Annotated in this window: 26 protein-coding genes, 1 rRNA gene and 1 pseudogene; 25 read left to right on the forward strand and 3 right to left on the reverse strand. The window is 44.6% G+C overall.

The annotated features are described in order from the left end of the window. Positions 1–71 precede the first annotated feature (71 nt). Positions 72–293 (reverse strand): DUF1128 domain-containing protein, encoded by a 222-nt coding sequence (locus BLS49_RS23025; RefSeq protein ID WP_091236204.1) that lies wholly within the window; start codon positions 291–293, stop codon positions 72–74. A gap of 136 nt (positions 294–429) precedes the next feature. On the opposite strand from BLS49_RS23025, the gene yyaC reads away from it, so the two are divergent. From yyaC to BLS49_RS25445, 5 genes and pseudogenes are all read left to right on the forward strand, one after another. Continuing rightward, on the forward strand, positions 430–987 hold the full coding sequence (yyaC, locus tag BLS49_RS23030) for a spore protease YyaC (RefSeq protein WP_091236206.1): 558 nt from the start codon (positions 430–432) through the stop codon (positions 985–987). Positions 988–1,042: 55 nt separating this feature from the next. Then, positions 1,043–1,828, forward strand: coding sequence for an alpha/beta fold hydrolase (locus BLS49_RS23035; RefSeq protein ID WP_091236208.1), 786 nt, complete (start codon positions 1,043–1,045; stop codon positions 1,826–1,828). Between the two features lie 24 nt (positions 1,829–1,852). Then, positions 1,853–2,503 (forward strand): DUF6483 family protein, encoded by a 651-nt coding sequence (locus BLS49_RS23040; protein WP_091236211.1) that lies wholly within the window; start codon positions 1,853–1,855, stop codon positions 2,501–2,503. A 34-nt stretch (positions 2,504–2,537) separates the two neighbouring features. Next, complete coding sequence (locus BLS49_RS23045; protein WP_091236213.1) at positions 2,538–3,722, forward strand: class I SAM-dependent methyltransferase; 1,185 nt, start codon at positions 2,538–2,540, stop codon at positions 3,720–3,722. Between the two features lie 807 nt (positions 3,723–4,529). Continuing rightward, a pseudogene (locus tag BLS49_RS25445) lies at positions 4,530–5,072 on the forward strand (O-antigen ligase family protein); the annotation flags it as partial. Positions 5,073–5,929: 857 nt separating this feature from the next. Here BLS49_RS25445 and BLS49_RS25450 read toward each other — a convergent pair. Then, entirely contained in the window at positions 5,930–6,241 is a 312-nt protein-coding gene (locus tag BLS49_RS25450; protein ID WP_091236217.1) for a dehydrogenase, read from the reverse strand. A gap of 175 nt (positions 6,242–6,416) precedes the next feature. Here BLS49_RS25450 and uptA point away from each other — a divergent pair, with 175 nt between their 5' ends. The 18 genes from uptA to BLS49_RS23145 all read left to right on the forward strand — a co-directional run bounded on the left by uptA (position 6,417) and on the right by BLS49_RS23145 (position 20,644). Next, a complete protein-coding gene (uptA, locus tag BLS49_RS23060; protein WP_091236218.1) occupies positions 6,417–7,031 on the forward strand; it encodes an undecaprenyl phosphate transporter UptA in 615 nt (204 codons plus the stop codon). Beyond that, on the forward strand, positions 7,032–7,598 hold the full coding sequence (locus tag BLS49_RS23065; RefSeq protein ID WP_091236221.1) for a thioredoxin family protein: 567 nt from the start codon (positions 7,032–7,034) through the stop codon (positions 7,596–7,598). A 4-nt stretch (positions 7,599–7,602) separates the two neighbouring features. Next, entirely contained in the window at positions 7,603–8,229 is a 627-nt protein-coding gene (locus tag BLS49_RS23070) for an MBL fold metallo-hydrolase (RefSeq protein ID WP_091236255.1), read from the forward strand. A gap of 214 nt (positions 8,230–8,443) precedes the next feature. Next, the gene (locus BLS49_RS23075) at positions 8,444–8,644 is read left to right on the forward strand and encodes a hypothetical protein (protein ID WP_091236225.1); all 201 of its coding nucleotides are present in this window, start codon (positions 8,444–8,446) and stop codon (positions 8,642–8,644) included. A gap of 143 nt (positions 8,645–8,787) precedes the next feature. Next, the gene (sigY, locus tag BLS49_RS23080; protein ID WP_091236228.1) at positions 8,788–9,312 is read left to right on the forward strand and encodes an RNA polymerase sigma factor SigY; all 525 of its coding nucleotides are present in this window, start codon (positions 8,788–8,790) and stop codon (positions 9,310–9,312) included. After that, a complete protein-coding gene (locus BLS49_RS23085) occupies positions 9,309–9,644 on the forward strand; it encodes a DUF5345 family protein (protein ID WP_091236231.1) in 336 nt (111 codons plus the stop codon). The genes sigY and BLS49_RS23085 overlap by 4 nt, the downstream gene beginning before the upstream one ends. Further along, positions 9,641–9,868: a hypothetical protein gene (locus BLS49_RS23090; protein WP_091236234.1), complete on the forward strand. Its 228-nt coding sequence runs from the start codon at positions 9,641–9,643 to the stop codon at positions 9,866–9,868. Before BLS49_RS23085 ends, BLS49_RS23090 begins: the two co-directional genes overlap by 4 nt. An 11-nt stretch (positions 9,869–9,879) precedes the next feature. Further along, entirely contained in the window at positions 9,880–10,074 is a 195-nt protein-coding gene (locus tag BLS49_RS23095) for a PLDc N-terminal domain-containing protein (RefSeq protein WP_175471521.1), read from the forward strand. Further along, on the forward strand, positions 10,075–10,992 hold the full coding sequence (locus tag BLS49_RS23100; protein ID WP_091236236.1) for an ABC transporter ATP-binding protein: 918 nt from the start codon (positions 10,075–10,077) through the stop codon (positions 10,990–10,992). It abuts the gene before it with no gap. After that, on the forward strand, positions 10,989–11,648 hold the full coding sequence (locus BLS49_RS23105) for an ABC transporter permease (RefSeq protein WP_091236238.1): 660 nt from the start codon (positions 10,989–10,991) through the stop codon (positions 11,646–11,648). The genes BLS49_RS23100 and BLS49_RS23105 overlap by 4 nt, the downstream gene beginning before the upstream one ends. An 86-nt stretch (positions 11,649–11,734) precedes the next feature. Then, positions 11,735–12,118, forward strand: coding sequence for an ATPase (locus BLS49_RS23110; RefSeq protein WP_091236241.1), 384 nt, complete (start codon positions 11,735–11,737; stop codon positions 12,116–12,118). A 428-nt stretch (positions 12,119–12,546) separates the two neighbouring features. Continuing rightward, on the forward strand, positions 12,547–12,834 hold the full coding sequence (gene gatC, locus BLS49_RS23115) for an Asp-tRNA(Asn)/Glu-tRNA(Gln) amidotransferase subunit GatC (protein ID WP_091236243.1): 288 nt from the start codon (positions 12,547–12,549) through the stop codon (positions 12,832–12,834). A 44-nt stretch (positions 12,835–12,878) separates the two neighbouring features. Then, positions 12,879–14,333: an Asp-tRNA(Asn)/Glu-tRNA(Gln) amidotransferase subunit GatA gene (gatA, locus tag BLS49_RS23120; protein WP_091236244.1), complete on the forward strand. Its 1,455-nt coding sequence runs from the start codon at positions 12,879–12,881 to the stop codon at positions 14,331–14,333. 24 nt (positions 14,334–14,357) lie between these two features. After that, complete coding sequence (gene gatB, locus BLS49_RS23125; RefSeq protein WP_091236246.1) at positions 14,358–15,797, forward strand: Asp-tRNA(Asn)/Glu-tRNA(Gln) amidotransferase subunit GatB; 1,440 nt, start codon at positions 14,358–14,360, stop codon at positions 15,795–15,797. Between the two features lie 11 nt (positions 15,798–15,808). After that, entirely contained in the window at positions 15,809–16,270 is a 462-nt protein-coding gene (locus tag BLS49_RS23130; RefSeq protein ID WP_091236247.1) for a GNAT family N-acetyltransferase, read from the forward strand. 190 nt (positions 16,271–16,460) lie between these two features. Then, entirely contained in the window at positions 16,461–18,299 is a 1,839-nt protein-coding gene (locus BLS49_RS23135) for a DUF4097 family beta strand repeat-containing protein (protein ID WP_175471522.1), read from the forward strand. A gap of 94 nt (positions 18,300–18,393) precedes the next feature. Then, positions 18,394–18,819 carry a peroxide-responsive transcriptional repressor PerR gene (gene perR / locus BLS49_RS23140; RefSeq protein ID WP_091236249.1) on the forward strand — a complete coding sequence of 142 codons (426 nt, stop codon included), beginning with the start codon at positions 18,394–18,396 and terminating at the stop codon, positions 18,817–18,819. A gap of 94 nt (positions 18,820–18,913) precedes the next feature. Continuing rightward, positions 18,914–20,644 (forward strand): glycosyl hydrolase family 18 protein, encoded by a 1,731-nt coding sequence (locus BLS49_RS23145; protein WP_245742746.1) that lies wholly within the window; start codon positions 18,914–18,916, stop codon positions 20,642–20,644. Positions 20,645–20,732: 88 nt separating this feature from the next. On the opposite strand, the gene BLS49_RS23150 is transcribed toward BLS49_RS23145, so the two are convergent. Then, complete coding sequence (locus tag BLS49_RS23150; protein ID WP_091236250.1) at positions 20,733–21,095, reverse strand: YgzB family protein; 363 nt, start codon at positions 21,093–21,095, stop codon at positions 20,733–20,735. 120 nt (positions 21,096–21,215) lie between these two features. On the opposite strand from BLS49_RS23150, the gene BLS49_RS23155 reads away from it, so the two are divergent. Together BLS49_RS23155 and BLS49_RS23160 are read left to right on the forward strand one after the other, a co-directional pair. Continuing rightward, positions 21,216–22,097 (forward strand): nucleotidyltransferase-like protein, encoded by an 882-nt coding sequence (locus tag BLS49_RS23155; protein WP_091236253.1) that lies wholly within the window; start codon positions 21,216–21,218, stop codon positions 22,095–22,097. Positions 22,098–22,402: 305 nt separating this feature from the next. Beyond that, positions 22,403–22,635: ribosomal RNA gene (locus BLS49_RS23160) — 16S ribosomal RNA — on the forward strand; the annotation flags it as partial.

Below are 22,635 nucleotides of genomic sequence, written 5' to 3' on the forward strand. Positions count from 1 at the left end.
CACTGCTAAACAAGAAGCGTCCCTCAAAGTTATCTTAGATAACTTTTGGGACAGCCTCATGCTTTTAGAAACTAGCTGCGTAATTGGCCGAGCTCCTTCGCGATGGCTTCAACTTCGGAAATGCTAAGCCTCTCCTTGCCCATAACAACCTCATAGACATCCAGTATGTCGTCGTAACGGTCGATATGAAAAGCTGAGGCGTTCATGGCGGCTCCGGTGGCCATTCTAAGCTTTGTTTTGATCGCTTCGATCATATATTCTACGTTGTCCTGACTCTTTTGCGATAGATCCATTTTCAGTCCTCATCCTTTCACTTGTGTAACTCTTAGCTTATTGTATCATGCAGTACTACTCTACACTATGTTTTGCGGTTGGTTTCTTAGTACGGTACAATCATAATAATTCGAAATCGAAAGGAGGACTGAAGGAGTGGAAGACATTAGCGTATTGCCGGCTTCGGGTTTTGATCGCAAAAAAAGGACCGGCAGCGAGCTTGCAGATTTTTTTCGTGAGGTTCGCGGGAGGCATAGAGGGGAGCGCTTCACTTTTTTATGTATCGGTACGGACCGTTCCACAGGCGATGCACTCGGTCCTCTTGTAGGCTCCCGGCTAGTAGAATACGGTTTGTCTAATGTTGTGGGTACACTGCAATACCCTTGCGATGCAGATAATTTGGAGAAGAGAACATCCGAAATCCCGCAAGGCCATATTATTATAGCGATCGATGCTTGTTTGGGATCATCCGGGTCTGTAGGTTTGTATCTCGTATCGGGACAACCGCTCATTCCAGCTCAATCAGTGGGGGGAAGTCTCCCTGCGGTGGGGCACTATAGCGTAGCCGCTGTTGTTAACGTAAATGGGCCAAAGCCTTATTGGACGCTGCAAATGACCTCCTTGTATCAGGTCATGAAGATGGCAGAAGAAATTGCGTGTAGTATTACTGATGGATTTAAGAGCGATGATTTAGTAGAGAACATGGTAGGATGACGGTTGGGTATATATTAATAGAACGTTCAATACATGAAAGAAAGAGGGAATAGCGATGGATACAGTAACGGTAAACGGAATTACGATGGCTTATGAGGATCGTGGACAGGGCAATACAGTTGTATTGCTGCATGGTTTTTGTGGTAGCTCAGCGTATTGGGAGATCGTACAGCCTTTGCTAACCCAATCATATCGAGTCATTATTCCTGATCTTAGAGGACATGGGTCCACTGATGCGCCTATTGGAGCTTACACTATCGATCAGATGGCTGATGATGTGGCTCAATTGCTAGAGAGTCTTGGAGTTGCAAAATATTCGGTGCTTGGTCACTCCATGGGGGGTTATGTAGCCCTCTCAATGGCGGAACGATACCCGGATCGCTTGAGTGGTTTTGGGCTTGTGCACTCGACTGCTTATCCCGATAGTGATGAGGCAAAAGAGAAGAGGGTACAGGCCGTAGCTAATATCGCTGCTTCAGGGATTACTCCATTCGTTGATGGACTTGTTCCAGGACTTTTTGCTGAAGGAATGCGCAATACTAAGGAGAAGTACGTAAATCGTGCTATTGAAATAGGTTACGGTACACCCCCACATGGTGCGTCCGGTGCGGCTTTGGCGATGAGAGATCGAGTTGATCGCAGAGGGATTCTGTCTTCGACATCTTTTCCGGTTCTACTTGTAGCTGGAGAGAACGATGGAGTTGTACCTAAGGAACGGACGTTTACGGCAGAAGGAGACCATATTACCCAGGTCGTAATTGAAGGTGCAGGTCATATGAGTATGTATGAAGCTCCGGAAGAGCTTGTTAAAGCCATTAACGATTTTATGTCACGTACTTAGAAATAAGTTAGGAGACTAAGAAACATGCTGCGTAGAGATTATTTGGTTCGTATGATTGAGGAAATGGCAGAGGTCATCGGCAAAGTATTTGACTTGAAGCAGCAGCGAAAAACGGTGGAGGCTCTATGGACGCTAGATGAGCTATTCCAGAGACAATTCCGGTTTAATTCTGCCCTCCTTGGTTCGCTCTCTGCGAAGGATATTGTTGATTTATTCCGCAATGGAGAGCTTATAGAGGCGGACAAGCTGCAAAGCTTGGCACGGCTGTTGAAGGAAGAGGGAGACGTTTACCTGCTTTCAGGGCAGTCTGATGAAGGAACAGTGCGACATATGAAGGCATTGCATCTCTATTTAGTGGCAGGTTTAAATGGAGGAGATACAACGCTATGGAATCTGGATGGTGAGATCAAGGAGCTCCTCTGTTTACTGAAAGGGTATCGTTTGTACAGTGAGACGGAGCAGTTATTGCTTCGATATGAAGAAGCTGCAGGACGATTTGATTTGGCTGAGAATGCTCTGTTCCGTCTGTTGAAGAACGGAGAGGCTACAAAGGAGGAAGGGATCGCTTTTTACGAGCGATTGCTCTCGCTTAATCCTCATGAACTTGAACGCGGCGGACTTCCTGTCGAAGAGGTCAAAGAAGGTCTGGATGAAGTGCATAGAGATTATGCATAGCTATATTAGGAATGAAAGTGAGCTGTCTTGTTGAATGGAAGCACTGCAAAAACTTGTCCATCAGTTAGTGGAGGAACACAAGCTGATTACCGTAACATTAAGTCAACTTCGCAAATCAGGTGAGACTGATTACAGTAAGATTCAGGTCAAGCCTGTTGAGCTTAAGGGAGATCTGTATTACCAGTTCGCCTATCACTACAGCAATAAGGTCACCCATGAGAATATTCCGCAATTATCTGCAGGAGAACATTTGCTGAAGCTGTTTGAGGAGACGTTTCGCCAAGGACTGATCTGTACTGCTGAAACCGACTATCAGGTGTTGATCAGCAAGAAATTTAAGGTAACGATTTTAAAAAAGGCTCCTACTAAAAAAGCAATCGGCTCGTTGTCACACAATCGGCGCAAGCAATACATTCTGGATGAAGGAACTCCCGTACCTTTTCTTGTTGAGCTCGGTATTATGAATCAGGACGGCAAGGTATTATCCAAGAAATATGATAAGTTCCGGCAGATCAATCGCTTTTTGGAGATGGTGCAAGATGTGCTTCCCTCTCTACCGGAGGGTCGCCCGCTGACTATTGTGGATTTTGGCTGTGGAAAATCGTATCTGACTTTCGCCTTGTATCACTATTTGTCGATAGAAATGCAAAGAGAGTTGAATGTTGTCGGTTTGGATCTAAAGGCGGATGTCATCGAACATTGCGGAATGCTGGCGAAAAAACTGGAATATCACAACTTGCGATTCCTTGTCGGCGACATTGCAGACTATGACGAATTAAATGCGGTCGATATGGTTGTCACTCTGCATGCTTGTGATACTGCGACGGATGCAGCTCTCGAAAAAGCCGTTCGCTGGAATGCGTCTGTCATTTTGTCAGTACCCTGCTGTCAGCATGAATTGTTTGCTCAAGTACAAAGTGATGTTATGGAGCCGTTGTTATCTCACGGTATACTCAAAGAACGCTTTTCTGCCCTTGCAACGGATGGCATTCGCGCCAAGCTGCTTGATATGATGGGATATAAGACGCAGCTGCTTGAATTTATTGATATGGAGCATACTCCAAAAAATATATTAATCCGGGCAGTCAAATCGCAAGGCGCTGATCTGGCCCGCCTTTGGGAAGAGTACGCTGCATTTCGAGATTTTCTCCATGTGTCGCCCTATTTAGAGAGAGCTTGTGAGGATTTGCTGCCGAATCATGAAAAGTTGAAGTCATAAGCAGTGGGTTAAAGTAATATTGAGAGGTCAACACTATTATAAGGAGTGTTGGCCTTATTTTGTTGCACATTTTTGTGGGGTAGAGGTTTTGAGATGAGCTTGGTTGCAGGGGGGATATGAATGGGCAGGTTCGCAATATTATGGATAGTTATTGCTATCTTTGTCTGCTGTACCAGCGGGATGTTTTTCCTAGATACGTTACCATCTCTGTGGCTCATATCCTTATCATTAGCTGCTGCGGCCGGAGCGACCCTAATGAAGATGATGGGGTTGAGGGTGAAGGACAATGGTGGCATTTTACGCAATAAAATGAATTTGAGAGAGCTGTCAGTATCCAGAAGTATGTTGATTATTTCATGGGGTCCATTCCTCTTCGCGGTTATGTATACGGTTCATTTATTAAGCAATAATGCCTTGGCGGTTCATGCTACTAAGCTAAGTGCAATTTGCTGGTTGTTTTACGCTTCAATTGGGTTGTTGCTGTATTTGGCTGTTGGAAGTCGTGGCACACGAAATAGGATAGAAAGAGGATGGGGCATTACTACGGGGTTGCTTGCACTTACAGCATTGGGGGCAGTGTACGGAATTGTACCAGTGCCCTATGCTATATTAAGAAGTGCAAATCCCGAAATTGCGGCAAGTGGTGCCCGTCTCGGTGGTTTGCTGCAATATCCAAACGCTTTTGGAGCCATAATGGGAGCGGCATTAGTTGAACGTCTTATGAGCCTTGCCGGATACTGTGGCACTGCTTATACAAGCTCCTCGCGTTGGCAGCGATTCTCAACAGGTGCGCTGACGCTTGTTTTTATGCTCTGTATGCTCCTCTCGGAGTCGCGAGGAGCATATATGGCAGTCGCTGCTGGGTGGGCGGCGGGCTATATGCTGCTGCCCGCCCGGCAGCGACTGCGCTACCTGCTGCAGACCGGCGTGTACGCCGCAGCAGGAGCGCTGCTCTCGCGCCAGCTCGCTGCTGCGCAGCTGGCGCCACCGCTGCTGCCCGGACTGCTCGTGCTGGCCGCCACCATGGCGGCCGCACTGGCGTTGTCCGGGCTTGCAGCCCGCCGCGCCGCTTCAGCGCAAGCGGCGCGCTTTTATCGCAGCGCCGCCCTGCTTGGTGCGGGCGGTGCTCTGTACTGGATTGCCCAGCACGCACGCTTGCTGCAAATCGATACATTATCTGCCCGCCTTGCTATGTATAGGGATGCACTGAAATTATTTCAAGCATCTCCATGGGTGGGGCAGGGCGGTGACACTTGGAAAACAGCGTATCTTAGCATCCAGCAAGGTCCATACGTTGGTAGTGAGATGCACAGCGGATACATAGATATTGCACTAGACCTTGGAATTACAGGCCTTGGTATTGCTCTTTGTTGGTTGGGTTCTATAGTAACTATGCTGTATAGAAGAAAAAGCAGAATGCTGGCCCCGCTTATAGTGCTTCTCTTGCATAGTGCAGTTGATTTTGATATGAGCTACGGTTTGTTCTGGCTATTTGTCATCACTCTGGCAGGGCTTGGACTATCAGAGCATCTTGTTGAGCCAGCTGGAATAATCCGAAAACAATTGAAGCAGGGAGGGGTAATACATAAAGGTGCTATTTACGGATTAATTGCTGCAACGTTTATTGCTGGAAGCTTGCTCAGTTTACGAATGGCTGAAGGTCTGAGATTATATCATGCGTCCTACTCCAGGCCGGATATTGATCCTGTAGCAAAAAAGCAACTCCTCAAAGATTCATTAACCCTTGATCCATCACGCACAGATTCACGAATGGCTCTGGCCGCCCTGTCACCACCTGACAAGGCGATAGCTCTACTAAATCAGGGAATTGTTTATGATAGAGGCAACGATAAGCTCTGGCTTGCATTAGGCACATCTCTGGCGCACCAGGGAAGTATGGATGCGGTAACAGCACTTCGTCAAGCGACAATACTGAATCCATACAATCGCAGTCTTCAGACGGATGTGCTTCATCAAATATATTTACTTTCTTTGCGTCTAAGGAGTCAGCAGCACTATGAAGAAGCCAGGGCGGCAGCGCTTGCCGGATATCAAATGTATGAGGATTATAGCAGGCTCTCGGAAGAGATCAAGCGCTCACCTATGCTACGTAATGATCGGGGTTTTACGATGACCAAGGAAGCAGAGATCAGAGGCAGAGAGCTTGGGCTGATCGCACTTCATTATGCATCAGCCCATAATCGCTTTTATCCGCCAAAGGCAGAACGAAACGCGTGTGACAACGCTTCACGATCTACTTCCCATAGATCGGCTAATTCGGGGCTGACCGCTTCATCCCACCAGTCTGCAAGCAATTTTCGATTGCTGCCGTTTTCAGCGATCCATAGCAGATTCCCGATCACTTTTTTGTAATATAAGTTTTCGCCCTCTTTGACGCGTTGATCAGGAATGTATACACCCAGTCGTTTGATTGCCCGATATAACTCTTTATTGCATACCCGACGGATTTTGCGGGGCGTAGGAAGTGAGCTATTGTGTTTTCCCGTAGTGTTGATCATGAAGAAGCCTCCTTTTCAATCAACATATGCACCTTCTTTATATAGGGACACCGGAGGCTAAGAGCCTTTTATGATAAGTGGGGGAGGAGTTAGCCCATGGGACAAATTAGTATGCATGTCCTGCGCTATGATAGAATAGATTGTTGGAAATGATACATAGGAAAGAGGGTTTAACGTGGATTGGATTTCAAATGTAGTTGCCACACTGTTTGAATGGATTCAGCAATTGGGTTATTTCGGCATTATGTTAGGATTAATGATTGAAGTCATTCCAAGCGAGATCGTGCTTGCTTACGGAGGTTATTTGGTTCATTCCGGAACAATCAACTTTATAGGCGCTGTTTTCTTCGGTGTGGTCGGAGGTGTTATCGCTCAACTGTTCATTTACTGGATTGGACGATATGGCGGGAGACCTATTCTGGAGAAGTACGGCAAGTACATTTTTATTAAAAAGAAGCATATCGATGTGTCAGAAACCTGGTTTTTAAAATATGGCTCGGGGGTTATCTTTACTGCGCGGTTTATACCTGTAGCCAGACATGCGATCTCGATACCTGCCGGGATGGCGAAAATGCCGATTAACAAATTTATTTTCCTTACTACATTAGCTGTCATTCCTTGGTCTATGTTATTCGTATACCTGGGAATGTTACTGGGAGAGCAATGGAAACATATTGATGAAAAAGCAGGTCCATACATTATGCCTATTTTACTGGTTGCTCTTGCCTTGCTGATCATATATGTTCTTATTAAATGGTTTGGATCTTCTAAAAAGAAAGGTGATGCATAAATGAGCCTGAATGTGGCGGATAAGTACGGCAAGGGGATTTCACCTCGTCAATTTATGGATGGAATGAGGCAGAATAAAGAGGCATTTGAAGCCTGGTACGAAGGATTCGTCTGGAAAAATGAAGAGGATCGGGAATTTTTTGAAAGCTTGAATTTTCGCGATGATATAAGAGTTCTGATTCTTGCAGCAGAGTGGTGTGGCGACGTCGTTCGCAGCGTTCCAGTTGTATTTCGGGCTCTTGAGACCTCGGGATTTACGACAGAAGTGCTTATATTAGAAGATCATCAGGATGTAATGGATCATTTTCTGACAATGGGAGGACGGGCTGTTCCGATTGTTATATTTGCAGACACAGGCGGACATGTTCTGGGATATTGGGGACCGCGTCCTGCTCATGTACAGCAATTGATGATTCAGTTCAAGCAGGAGAATCCTGACCGTGAAGCCCCTGATTATAATGAGAAAATTGCTGTCGTTAGACAAGAGATGGCCAAAAAATACGAGGAAGGAGCCGGAGTAAACGGATCTGTGGTATCTGAGCTGCGTGACAAGATCTCCGGACTATAGGAACATGCTGAAGATAGAAACATTTACATTGGGTCAACTCCAGACAAATGCTTACTTGCTGCAAGGTGAAGAGGATGGTCGAGCTGTTATTATCGATCCCGGGAGTAATCCTCGTGCATTGCTGCGCAGAATCGAAGGATTGGAAATAGAGGCGATTTTGCTGACTCATGCTCATTTTGATCATATCGGAGGACTGGATGAGGTTCGTAAATTAAAAAAATGTCCTGTATATGTTCATCCACTGGAGAGCGATTGGCTGACTACACCTAAATTGAACGGTTCCTTGATGTGGCCTGGTGTAACTGAGCCGGTAGCTACCGATCCTGCGGAATATGAGCTTGCTGAAGGACAAAAGCTGAAATTGATTGGTCATGAATTTACGGTATACCATACGCCAGGACATTCTCCTGGGAGCGTTAGCTTTAAGTGTGGTGACGATTTATTCTCAGGCGATGTATTGTTTCGAATGGGTGTCGGAAGAACAGATCTGCCAGGAGGTCGTGAGGCGGATTTATATAATTCGATCCGGGGCAAGCTGTATCGCTTTAAGGATGAAGTTACCGTATATCCAGGTCATGGACCTAAAACAACGATTGGTTATGAACATTCCAACAATCCGTATGTAAGATGAGACGATCTTTTTCAACAAATTATTGCACAAAAAGTGCAAAAATACTGGACAAAACTACATTCCTTTGTTAGTATTATGTCATTGATTTATTAACTTTGCGAAGCACGCAAGCTGTGGAACAGTCCCGGTTTGCGTTCTTTTTTTGCCTTTTTAGGTTTACGGGACATTTGCATGAAGGCAGGTGAGTCAGTAAAGCTGGAAAGGAGAGGGTACTATGGAGCGCGGCGTACCTTATGTTACGGATGAAGGCTCTGGAGATCATTCTGGGAAGAATAGAAGATGTATGACAATTTCAGGGGCTCCATCAGCTGACATTTCCCCTGTGTGGCGTCAAATTGTGCTTACAACTTCAGGGGCCATTGGTCAGCCATGGCACTATAAGCTGATGCAAATACGTAATGAACTACATAAATAATTGTCTAAGCAGAGCTGAATGGGTGATTTTGCATCCTCTTTTCAGCTCTTTTTAATTTATTTTTTTAGAACATCCGTTGTTCGTTGAACGATTTAGCCTTCTTGAGCGTATTATAGACGCTATGGATAAAAAGGGGTGACTCAATGCAGCAAGAGAAGGAACGAATTAAACAGGCTAAACAAGGCGATGCCAACGCTCTCGCTCTACTAATACAGCATCATTATTCTTATGTGTATAAATACTTGGTGAAGGTAACCATGGACCCCAAAGCAGCTGAGGATTTGACTCAGGACACGATGATGAAATGTATGGAAAATATACATAGATATGATGGAACCTCTGCTTTTTCCTCCTGGCTAATGACGATTGCGACTCGGCTATTCATTGATTTAACCCGTCGCCGGAAGAGAGAAAGACAGTGGCTGGTGCAGGACGGAGGCCTTAATCGGCTGAAGTGGCACTTTGAAGCGAATCACGAGGAGTGGAGTGATTTTCTTGAGCTGATGTTCAGGCTGTCTCCTGAACATCGGATAGCGATCCTGCTGAAGCATTACTACGGCTATAGCTACGATGAAATCGGAAGTATGCTGAATATTCCTGCAGGCACGATAAAATCCCGAGTGGCTTATGGAATACGTGAATTGCGAAAAGGAGCTGAATCTACATGAATCAAAACGGACAAGACCGGGAATCGGAAGACAAGCTTATTGGTGAGTTATTGAAGGGTCTGCAGACCCTTGATCGGGCCGTACCTGAGAAGACCGGGCCTTCCGTGCAATCTTGGGAGATGATCGTAAGAGAACGTTGGAGGATGACTGCTTGGATTAGGAAATGGGAAGTTGTGTTGTTCTGTCTGGTTGCCCTGCTGATGATTAGCGGCGGGCTCCTGTTCTTATTGACCATTCCGGAGTTTTACGCTTGGATACAAGGGCTTGGCGTCATTGCTGCGATAGTTGTGGCGGTATCCGTAAGTTCATCCCGAAAGGGGAGGGCAGAATGATGATGCCGCTAGTCGTTCAATCAGGCCCGCTTCCGCCCTGGTGGGCGCTTGTACTTATTGCACTGCTGCTTCTCATCCAGAGCACATGGATGTTTATTGACGCCCGCAAAAGAGGAAGAAGGGCCTGGCTCTGGGGTTTATGGGGCGTGTTGAATTGTCCAAGTTCGTTAATTGTTTATTTGCTTGTCGTCGTATGGGCGGATTATAGAAAAAAACGGGAATAGGGGAATGAAATATGGATTTGAATCTGAATTGGGGGCTGATTGCGCCCGTTATCGTATTGCAACTCCTACTTGTGATTACGGCCCTGATTTCGCTGGTTCGGGCTGAGTCGGTGAGGGGATCCAAATGGATTTGGGCGCTGATTATTATTTTCGGAACTATAGCTGGGAGCATCGTATATTTTCTTATTGGAAGGAAAGAAGCTTAAATGACATTTCTACGCGTTGATCAATTGAGTAAGAAATTTGGCACGCGAACTCCGGTCAAAGAAATCTCCTTTGAGCTGAAGCAGGGGTGCTGTACGGCGCTGCTTGGGCCAAATGGAGCCGGCAAGACGACAACGATGCGTATGATTGCGGGACTGATTGAGCCTTCCTCAGGACAAATTTCGGTTCAAGGACAGCCCCATTCAAGTGGAGAATATCGTTCGCTGATCGGATATTTGCCGCAGCATCCTGCGTTTTATAATTGGATGACTGGCCAGGAATTCGTGATGTATGCAGCTGGATTAAGTGGAATGAGTCGAAAAGAGGCTCGGGCACGGACGCTGTCCGTCTTGGAACGGGTTGGCTTGGGAGAAGCGGCAAAGCGACGGATCGCGGGGTACTCCGGAGGGATGAAGCAGCGGCTTGGCTTGGCGCAGGCTTTGGTTCATCGGCCATCGCTGCTGCTTCTTGATGAGCCGGTAGCGGCACTTGATCCAATCGGCAGACGCGAGGTTATGAATTTGTTGCAGTCGCTTCGCACGGAGGCGACGATCTTATTTTCGACTCATGTGCTGCCTGATGCCGAAGAAGTCTGTGATCGGATTATGATGATGAGGGACGGAGAAATTGTAGAAAACGGCGAGCTCCAGGAGCTTGTCGACAAATATCGACTTCCACTACTTACCGTTCAGGTGGAATGGAATAAAACAACAAACGAGTGGCTGCAGTCGCTAAAGAGTCGCCCGTTTATCCAAAATGTACAAATTCAAGGAAACACGGCCTTGTTAACTGTCAATAATATTACAGAAGCAAGGCGGAACATTTTGAATGAGGTCTCTTCGCGGGATATTCCTTTACTGAACTTTCAGGCGGGTACAACCTCTTTGGAAGATATGTTCATGAAGGTGGTTACAGCATGAGACAAGCATGGTTGATGTATCGCAAGGAGTTGTTAGGTATGGCTCGAAGCTACCAACTGCTCTGGATTCCGGTCGTTTTTTTGCTGCTTGTGGTTATGCAGCCTGTAACCTCATATTATTTGCCGGATATTTTGGCTGCATCAGGCAGTGTGCCCGAGGAATTAGTTGCAGATTTTCCGATCCCTGGACCTGCTGAGGTAATGGCAAGCGTGCTCGGGCAGTACAGCACCTTTGGAGTATTTGTACTTGTTATCGCTGGAATGAAGATTGTATCTGGAGAGCGTTATGGAGGAACCGCGGCCTTGGTTCTAGTTCGTCCCATAAGCTCTGCTTCCTTTATTTTGGCGAAGTGGGCTGGTCAAATGACCTTATTAATTCTTTCCTTCACTGTAAGTTATGCAGCCGCATGGTACTATACTGTCCAATCTTGCACCTTCTTGGTTTTCCTGGAGTCCGGCCGGGCTGCTGAAGCTGGCTGCTGCTACAATATTGGGGGCTCCAGTAGAGGCAATATACTATCCTATTATAATGACCGTATTGTTGTGTGTCGTTTGTATAGGTATTGCTATTTGGAGCTTGCGGAGGCAAGCCATACCGGATACAAGTGGCGAATAAGACGAATTCACGCTTTTTATTTTGCGGCCATAAATCCCTGAGACTCTTGACCAATCTCGTTTATTTTTAGTAGGATAGTAAAATAACTTACTATAAAAATAGTTGCAAAAGATCAGGGAGGTAGACGATGCTGCATTTAGGAGAGAGAGTTGTAATCGTCGGTGATGCTTTTGAGCAGAATCTTCCTGTTGGGGAATATGGCTACGTTATTGCATACGACCGTAATCCGGACAATGCTTTTGATTATGTTGTTCGGGCTCCAAAGACAGGACGGAATTATTATGTTCCTTCAATGGATGTAGAATCAGAAGAACGGTTAATTGAGCTGGAAACAGAACGTGCTACGCAAGAGGCTTTAATCGATTATGCCTTGGCTACGCACAATGAGAAATTGTTCCAGTTCATTATGAATGGCGAATGCGCAGATGAGAATACTCAAGAAGAACCAACAAAGGAAGCACTGTCTCCGGCAGAATTCATTAAACAAGTGAATTTGCGAGCGTGGATATAAAGAAGAGTCGGCAATGCCGGCTCTTTTTAACATTATTAAGTTTTTGGGTGAAGGCAACTCTTTCGCCCTATTTTTGTTTTAACAACAAGCAACATCAAATTTAATGTTGGATTTGCCAGAGACGGATAAAGCCGTGGGATTTACGTCAAAATTGATGCTGATTTATCCGAGATCTCAGAAAGCTAGTTAATAACCGTCAAAATTGACGTAGAATCATTAAAAGTGGTATGAAATATAGGAATTACCGTTAATTTTGACGTAGGATCATTAATAAGACAAAGAGATGCTGGTTCATAGTTTATAGCACCCGCAACTTTCCTCATGTTTCGCGTTAATGGATTGAATTGAGCAGGATTCTACAATATAATTTTATTCATGTTAGAATGGACAAGTGTAATCCCGCAAGGGAGATGAAGGAGGATAACGTGATGAGCATCCAGGTAAAAGATGTGGAACATGTAGCCAAGCTGGCCCGTTTGAACTTGACTGATGAAGAACGGGTGATGTTCACGGATCAGTTGAACGCTATTTTACAATATGCAGACAAGCTTAATGAGCTGGACACGGAAAATGTAAAACCGACAACACATGTGCTTAATCTTCACAATGTGATGCGTGAGGATGAAGTGAAGGAAAGTCTTCCTGCTGAGAAAGTGTTCCTGAATGCACCAGAGGAAGAGGACGGACAATTTAAAGTGCCGGCTGTACTCGAATAGGAAGAGATGTTTAGTTTCGCTTATTTTGGAAGGAGGAAGTGCGTGTGACGCTTTTTGATTTGCGATTACAAGAAATACAGAACAAGCTTAGCAATAAGGAACTGTCCGTTACTGATTTGGTAGGTGAAGCATTCGCCAATATTGGAAAGCGGGATGAGCGCGTAGGCGCTTATCTGACTCTGAATGAAGAAGGCGCACGGGCTCAAGCTGCTGCCTTGGATGACAAGCTGGTGAGTGGAGAAGCTCGCGGCCTATTGTTTGGCCTGCCAGTTGGTGTTAAAGATAATATGGTGACTGAAGGGCTTCGCACAACTTGTGCCAGTCAGTTCTTGTCAAACTATAATCCAATCTATGATGCTACAGTTGTTGCCAGATTAAAGCAAGCTGAAGCAGTTACGATCGGCAAGCTGAATATGGATGAATTCGCAATGGGCGGCTCCAACGAAAATTCCAGCTTTCATCCTGTTCGGAATCCTTGGGATTTAACTCGTGTTCCAGGGGGGTCCAGCGGTGGATCTGCTGCGGCTGTCGCTGCGGGCGAAGCTTATTTCACACTCGGTTCGGATACAGGCGGTTCCATTCGTCAACCTGCTTCTTATTGCGGTGTTGTTGGTTTGAAACCTACATACGGATTAGTATCTCGTTATGGCCTCGTTGCATTTGCATCCTCATTGGATCAAATCGGACCGATTACGAAAAACGTCGAAGATGCCGCTTATGTGCTGCAAGCTATTGCGGGTCATGACGCCAAAGATTCCACATCTGCAAATGTAGAAATTCCGGATTACTTAAGCGCACTTACCGGAGATGTTGCCGGTCTTAGAATTGCTGTCCCTAAAGAATATCTCGATGGCGTAGATCCTAAGGTTAAGGCTGCAATTCTTGAAGCGCTGTGTGTATTGGAAGGTTTGGGAGCTGTGTGGGAAGAAGTATCCTTGCCACATACAGAGTATGCTGTAGCAGCTTATTATCTCCTAGCTTCTTCAGAAGCCTCGTCAAACTTGTCGAGATTCGATGGCGTGCGTTATGGTGTGCGTGCAGACCACTCTGGAAATTTACTTGATCTCTATTTAGAATCACGCAGCCAAGGTTTTGGACCTGAAGTTAAACGTCGTATTATGCTTGGAACTTATGCGCTAAGCTCCGGTTATTATGACGCTTACTACTTAAAAGCGCAAAAAGTACGTACATTGATCAAACAGGATTTCGATCAAACTTTTGATAAATATGATGTCATTATTGGTCCGACGGCACCGACTACTGCTTTCCCATTAGGCTCGCAGGTTGGTGATCCGCTGACTATGTATCTTAACGATATTTTGACGATTCCAGTGAGCTTGGCAGGTGTACCTGCTCTTAGCGTTCCATGTGGTTTCGCGGATGGTCTCCCTGTAGGCTTGCAAATTATCGGCAAACCATTTGACGAGAGCAGCATCCTTCGCGTAGCTCATGCGTTTGAAGCTCATACAGACCATCATAAACAACGTCCGTCGTTGTAATCGGAATCAGATAGGAGGATCCATATGTCAACATCCAAATATGAAACAGTGATTGGGCTGGAAGTGCACGTGGAGCTGCATACGAAGACGAAAATTTTCTGCGGCTGCTCTACGGAATTTGGCGCTCCACCGAATAGCCATACTTGCCCAGTATGTCTTGGGCATCCCGGTGTATTGCCTGTGTTAAATCGTCAAGCGGTTGATTATGCAATGAAAGCTGCAATGGCGCTTAATTGTACCATTGGCGATGTCAGCAAATTTGATCGTAAAAACTATTTCTACCCTGATTCACCGAAGGCATATCAAATATCTCAATTCGATCAGCCGATCGGGGAACATGGTTATATTGATATTGAGGTTGATGGACGTACAAAACGCATCGGCATTACTCGTCTTCATTTGGAGGAGGATGCTGGTAAGTTGACCCATGTTGATGGAGGATATGCTTCATTAGTAGATTTCAACCGTGTAGGTACACCTTTGGTAGAAATCGTATCAGAGCCGGATATTTCTTCTCCAGAAGAGGCTAAGGCTTATTTGGAGAAGCTTCGTGCAATTATGCAATATTGCGATGTATCGGACGTGAAAATGGAAGAAGGCTCGATGCGTTGTGATGCCAATATCAGTCTTCGTCCGCAGGGACAGAAGGAGTTTGGTATTCGTGCGGAGCTTAAAAACATGAACTCCTACCGCGGCGTTCAACGTGGACTTGAATATGAACAATTTCGTCAGGCTGAAATTTTGGATGAAGGTGGCGTAGTTGTACAAGAAACTCGCCGTTGGGATGAAGCGCAAGGTAAAACCTTCTCCATGCGCGGCAAGGAAGAAGCTCATGATTACCGCTACTTCCCGGACCCAGACCTTGTAACGATTCATATTGATGAGGCATGGAAAGAACGGATTAGAGCTTCGATTCCAGAACTTCCTGATGCTCGTAAGGCTAGATATGCGTCCGAATACGGATTGCCGGAGTATGATGCTGGCGTTATAACATCCTCCATAGAAATTGCAGACCTTTTCGAGAGCAGCTTAGAATACACAAAGGATGCAAAGTCCGTTTCCAACTGGATCATGGGAGACTTGCTTGGATATTTGAACAGCAACGGTTTTGAGCTTGGAGATGTGAAGCTTACAGGTCAGGGGCTTGGAGAAATGATCAATCTGATTGAAAAAGGAACGATCAGCTCCAAGATCGCGAAGACTGTATTTAAAGAAATGCTTCAAAGCGGCAAGCTTCCAGGGCAAGTCGTTGAAGAGCAAGGTCTTGTGCAGATTAGTGATGAAGGAGCCATTCTTGCGATCGTAAAAGAGGTTGTAGCGAACAATCCTGCATCTGTGCAAGATTATAAAGCGGGCAAGGATAAAGCGATCGGCTTCTTGGTTGGACAGGTTATGAAGCAAAGCAAGGGCAAAGCGAACCCTGGACTTGTTAATAAGCTGCTGGTTGAAGTTCTGAAGGACTAGGAGGAGACAGTGTGATCATTCCGTTATCACTAGAGGACACGGGAGTAGTAGAGCAGATATGGAGTTTGCAGCATACAGCATATAGGCTTGAGGCTCTCGCAGTAGGATTAACGGAATACCCTCCCTTGCCTGAAACGTTTGATTCAATAAGAAACAGCGATGAATTGTTTTATGGGCAACTCTCTGATGATGGAGGACTAATAGGTGCAATCGCTACGATCACGGAGCCAGTAAATGGAGAGCTTGAAATCACGCGGTTAATGGTACATTCTGATTATCTGCGTCAGGGTATTGGCACAGCTTTGGTTCAATATGTTCTGGATAGCCATGCCCATATTACAAAGTTTGTGGTTACAGCTGGGATATCTAATACCCCGGCTGTAGCTTTATACAAACGGCATGGTTTTGTCCCCTGTGAGGTTGTTTCTTATGTAGCGGGGACCCAGCTAACGTTATTTCGTTTAAATCGTTAATGTTTGTAGCTTAACGATCATATTTGGTGATTTTATAGGGCTAATACATAATATAGTGCTTAAGACGCACTTGACGGGCTATTTCCGACGTCAATGGCGTCTTTTTTGCTTTGTTCAAAGTAATAAATTAGGATATTATTATTAGATAATAATTAATTTAGTTTGTTACCGGAGGGAGTTGGCGCACACTATGACACCATCCGTCGGGCCGCAGACTGGTCCAGAGCGTCAGATCTCTACTGCTGGAAAGGTAATCAAATCCAAAAGAAGAGGGCGTAAACATAAATTTATCGCTTGCCTCTTATCCGCCATTTTTCCTGGTTTAGGCCATTTATATTTGAAGCAGTTCATAAAAGGCGTCATTTTTATCTATTTTCTTCTAATAGATGCATCTGCTTTGATTTATTTTTCATCGGTTCGATCCGGTATTAATGTTCCGTTTCTTATTATACTTGGACTGATGATCCCGGCAGGTTATTTTTACAGTTTGTATGATGTTCTCCAATCAACCGATGCGGTTAATGCCAAAATCAAGCCGCAGCAAGCATCGAAGGATCATGAGTTATCTAATACAGATTCAAAAAATATAGAATCAGGAAAATGGAAAGTGATTGTCCCCGGATTGTTTCTTGTTTTAGGGGGAGCACTCATCTTTTTACTAAGGGAGAAGCCTCCGTGGCTCGAGGGTATCATTCACTGGTCAGCAGGATATGTAGTAGGAGCCGCTCTTATTTTGACAGGAATTATTTTTGCTTGGAGGGAAGGGCGTCGTCGCTTTGTGCGGACAGGAAGATTTACGGCATCAGTCTTGTTAATGTTTGTTGGTATTTTACTCTTGTCTGACTTAATATCAGGGCGGGACGATATGCTGTTGCTGTTAGAATGGTGGCCTTTGATTCTTATGCTAGGTGGGCTTGAGTATATTGTAGTGCAGTTATGGAAAAGGAAAAAAAGGCAGCGTAAGCAGCGGCTTCGCGTTGATTTAAAGGGATTGCTGCTTTCTATCTTCATTGGTGCATCCGTATTTGTTGTTGCGGAGCAGGATCATTATTTACACTTGTGGAATCGAGTTAGTCTCGATTTTACTGCTGCTGGCTCTGAATTCAGCAATGAAGAAGGATACAATATAGACATGACTCCTTTGCGTATTCCGATTGAGCTAGATACTGATCAAGTTATCATTAACAGCGTGAATGGGAGTATTGATGTAAAGCGTGCCGAGGTCGAAGATGTGATTGTGAGGGCGAATGTCTGGGTGGATCAAATTGCTGAGGAGGAAGCCGCTCAGGTTGCCGAGGATACAACGATAGCAGTTTCTGAGGGCAAGTCGCTAACATTATCTCTTAAGGACTACACTTACGGAGAATCGGGAAAACGTCATCCGCGTGTAAATCTTACGGTTATTTTACCTAGCAATCGTTTTTTGGATATGGACATATCAACTACAAGTGGAGATATCACATTAACTGATGTACAAGCATTGAAGCAGGTAAAGCTGCAGACAGGTAACGGTAATTTGAAGCTGTGGAATGTCATTGGCGACGTATCTGCCAAAACCTTGAACGGGGGCGCAGAATTGTACCGGATTTTCGGTACAGCAAGTGTCGATACGCATGGCGGAAATTTGAAGGCAAAAGGAATTTCCGGAGATGTATCTCTGTCTACTCTGGTAGGAGATATCTCATTGGTGAACGCACAGGGGAGCATCAACGCTAATACGAAAAATGGTAATATCAAGGTTGATGGTGCTCCTGAACAACTGCAAGTCGAATCCCTGAACGGAAAAATTATGGTTACTTCCGAAATGATCGGCGGCGATTGGAATGTATACAGCGCAGTTGGCGAAATGCATTTGGAAATCCCGAGTTTCGGAAACTATATGCTTGAGGTAAACAGCGGGTACGGTGATATTAGCACAAACCTTCCGTTCTTTGTCAATAAAAAAGAAATTAAGGGTGTAATGGGTACTGGGCAATATCAGTTGAAAGTGGAGGGCAATAGTAATGTAATTGTCAATAATAGCAGATAGGCTTCGTTGACAAAAGATTTATCCAAAACGTACAATGAATCTATATCATTACATGGCATGATTAATTAGCAATATTTTAAAGGCGGTGGACCTATTGACTACACGCGTACAGCATGCACTCGATCAATTGAAGATGAATGGTGTCCGAATTACGCCGCAGCGTCACGCCATACTTACCTATCTGATGGAATCCATGGGACATCCGACCGCAGATGAAATCTATCGGTCCTTGGAGCCGCGTTTTCCTAACATGAGTGTAGCCACGGTATATAACAATCTTAAAATGTTTATCGAAGCGGGCATGGTTCGAGAACTGACGTATGGGGATAATTCCAGTCGGTTTGATGCTGATGTATCGAATCATTATCACGTTATTTGTGAAAAATGCGGGAAGATAACAGATTTCATGTATCCTTCTCTGGAAGAAGTGGAGCGTAAAGCGGAGGAATTGACAGGCTTTCAGGTGCACGGACATCGGATGGAGTTGTATGGAGTCTGCCCTGGTTGTTCTAAATCATAGTTTGTAAGACCTGCGGGTTTGGTGAGAACGTGTGGGATTCCCCCTCGGGAATTCTTCACGTTTTATTTTTACTATTCTGACGGAGGTATATCATTTGAAGAGCAGAAAAAGTAAATTTGGTAGAAGCAGGAGAAGAGGTTGTTTGTTTCCGCTTCTGATAGGACTTATTCTAATTGTTGGTGGGATATACTGGGTTTCTTCTATATTATTACCTAATCGTCAGCATATTGATCCGGATTGGGTAGGCGTAATGGATAAACCGATTATTGTAAAAGGGGAAGTTATGGAGTGGCCGGCGATTGGTGAGAATGAGAGTCTTAAGCTGCCGCTTCCAGTTATTCAATCCATAATTGATCCTCATATTCGTTATGAAGAGGAATCGAAATCTATTATTTTGACAACGCCAAGAAAGCTGGTTTTTTTAGAGATGGACAAAAAGACGGCTAAAATAAACAATAAGAAGGTTAATTTGCTGTTTGCTCCAGAAGAGAGTAATGGTATCTTGTATTTGCCAGCAGATTTGATTCACAATCTTTATGGTGCAGAAATTCATGAGAACAAGGACACAGGTGCAGTAATTTTGATGAAATCCGGTGAAAGCATACAAACTGCCCAAATAATCAGCTCATCAGGTAAAGAAAATAAAACGTTTCCTCTTAGAACCGGCAAAAGCATTCATACGCCTATTTTGGCTGATATGAAAGCAGGCAGCAATATTCGGATATTGCAAACTGCTGATGAGTGGTATTATGCACAGCTTGATAATGGTTATACAGGTTTTGTTGAGACTAAAAATGTGACGCTCGGCGAGACAAAGGTAATTCCGGAAATAAAAGAGGAGATGTCCACAGCCAAGCAGAAGTGGCAGTCCAAAAAAATAAATATGACTTGGGAGGCTGTTTATAATGTGGCTCCAAAGCCATCGTCTATTGGTGGACTCCCGGGGGTAAATGTAGTTAGTCCGACATGGTTCTCTCTTATTGATGGCGATGGCAATGTAAGAAGCAAAGCAGATAGCGCGTATGTGAAATGGGCGCATGATAAAGGAATGCAGGTGTGGGGGCTGTTCAGCAACAGCTTTGAGCCTGATATTACATCGGACTCTCTGGCAAGCTTTGAGAGTCGAATGACTACGATTATGCAGATGCTTCATTATGCTAAACTGTATGATTTAGATGGAATTAACATTGACTATGAGAATGTATATACCAAAGATGGAGACAATCTAACCCAGCTTATGAGAGAGTTAAGACCTCTAGCAGAGGAGTTGGGGCTTGTCGTTTCTATAGATGTCACACCAAAATCAAATAGTGAAATGTGGTCGGCTTTTCTGGATCGTAAAGCTTTAGGTGAGGTTGTCGACTATATAATTGTAATGGCATATGATGAGCACTGGGCAGCAAGTCCGGTCGCAGGCTCGGTGGCTTCCTTACCATGGGTGAAGTCCTCTGTTGCTCGTATTTTAGAGGAAGACGATGTGCCGGCGGATAAATTGATACTTGGAATCCCCTTATATACTCGAATTTGGACCGAGACAGAGGTTGATGGTAAAGTTGGGGTCAAATCCAAATCTATTGGCATGACAAAAGCGCAGGAGCTTTTAAAAGAGAAAAAGCTAGAGCCAAAACTATCTGAAGAGACTGGTCAAAATTATGTGGAATATGAGGAAGACGGAGCCCTGAAACGAATTTGGCTTGAAGATAAACAGTCGCTAGCTCGAAGAGTAGAGCTTGCAAAATCGCTGAATTTGGCAGGAATTGCAACCTGGAATCGGAGTTTTGCTTCGGATGATGCCTGGAAGGTACTTAAACAGATCATGGAATAACCAAGTTGGACAAGCAGATTGGCTTGAACAAAAAAAGGCGGGGCATTTAATCAATGCGCCCGCCTTTTTTTATGGATTAATTTCTGGCTTATACTGTCGTCTTATGTTCCAATTCCTCGGCTGTAATAGTTGCTTGTGAAGGATCTAATGTGAGGATTGTTTTGCAGAACATGCAGCGATCCGTTTTACCGAGCATCTTGGTTAGCTTATGGCATTCTGGACATTCTAACTGAACGGCTGAGGTAGATAACATTCCTGCCCAGAAATAAATGGCAAGACTACCTAACATGGCTACAAGCCCTGTCACAAGGCCGATGGCTGCTACAATTTTGCCCGACTGTCCCCAGAATACGATTCCCGCTGTTCCAAGAACCATAAGTCCCATTCCGATCATGGTGAGAAGCAGCCCCCATAGACGGAATTCATTAATTTTACTCGATTTAAAGAACATCCGAGCGAACCTCAATTCTATATTTATTAGATCCTTCTAAAATGAAGAAGGAAACTCTAAAAGTCCGTAGAACTATATTATAACGAATTGGCAAGGATACGCCAAGGTAGGGAGGATATCGTGGAACCAAGTATTGTTTCTTTAATTGATAATGAAAAGAACGGTCGTCAAGTAATTGGAGCTATTAGTCTTCGAGGAGACGGTATGATTTTTTATGGCTCACTTTTGCACGATTTTGATCTTCTGATACTCGTAGTGTGTTGTGATATTGGGCTCTCATCTCAAATTCAAATAGAACATTGTGTAAACGGAAAGCTGCATTATCAACGTTTGATTGTTGGACGAAATGATTTAAAACAATGGGTTATCGAGGGGCAAAACCGCGAAATAGTCCAGTGTTTTTTACACGGAGATGTCATTTTGGATAAGGACGGCAAGCTGAGTGCTTTGCGGCAGGATTTGTTGGACTTTGGGAGCGAAATGCGAGAACAACGTAAATTAAATGAGTACGCAAAGCTGCTGAATACATTTGTAGAGGCCAAAAAATATACACAAGATAATGATCTCATGGATGCTTACTACTGTGTTCTTCAGGCTTTGAAGCACTACGCTCGTATTGAGCTTATTGAGCAAGGGATTCTACCAGAGAACAGTGTGTGGGAACAAGCTCGTCCCATCAACTCGGTAGCCTATAAGTTATTTGACGAATTGACTGATAATAAAGAAACACTGGAACAACGAGTCCAACTCGTACTACTCGCCAGTGAATTTTCAGTAATGTCCAAGATGGAGGATTGTTGTTCGCTTCTATTGAACCTTCTTGGCAGCCGTAAATCGGCTTGGAGTATTCAAGAATTGGTTGAGGTTCCCGAACTGATACATATAAAAGCAGAGTTGCCTATGATGCTTAGAAAGCTAGTGTATCGATCATTAGTAACAGAGGTAACGATAGCTTTGAATAACGGGCAAGGAGATGTGCGGGAAATCAGATATTTAGCATAGCCTGGGCATTGTAATGTATTTCCAGCACAAAAGTGGTTGACTGTCATTATGGATTTATGATAAATTAAGTTTCGCCCCTGAAAGACAGGATGGTTGATATAACAAGCACTTCGGTACACGCCGAAAAAAAGTTAAAAAAAACCTCTTGACTCAAACGAGGCAAACATGATACATTATAAAAGTCGCTGCTGAACGAAAGCAACGATGAAAAACGAAGTTGATCTTTGAAAACTGAACAACGAGTGAGTATAAAAATGAGAATGAATAATTCTCGTCAGTTTTTCTAAATGAGCAAGTCAAACACTTTAATGGAGAGTTTGATCCTGGCTCAGGACGAACGCTGGCGGCGTGCCTAATACATGCAAGTCGAGCGGACTTGATGGAGAGCTTGCTCTCCTGATAGTTAGCGGCGGACGGGTGAGTAACACGTAGGCAACCTGCCTGTAAGACTGGGATAACTAGCGGAAACGTTAGCTAATACCGGATAATTTATTTCATCGCATGGTGGAATAATGAAAGACGGAGCAATCTGTCACTT

Source organism: Fontibacillus panacisegetis (assembly GCF_900102215.1).
Lineage (GTDB): Bacteria > Bacillota > Bacilli > Paenibacillales > Paenibacillaceae > Fontibacillus > Fontibacillus panacisegetis.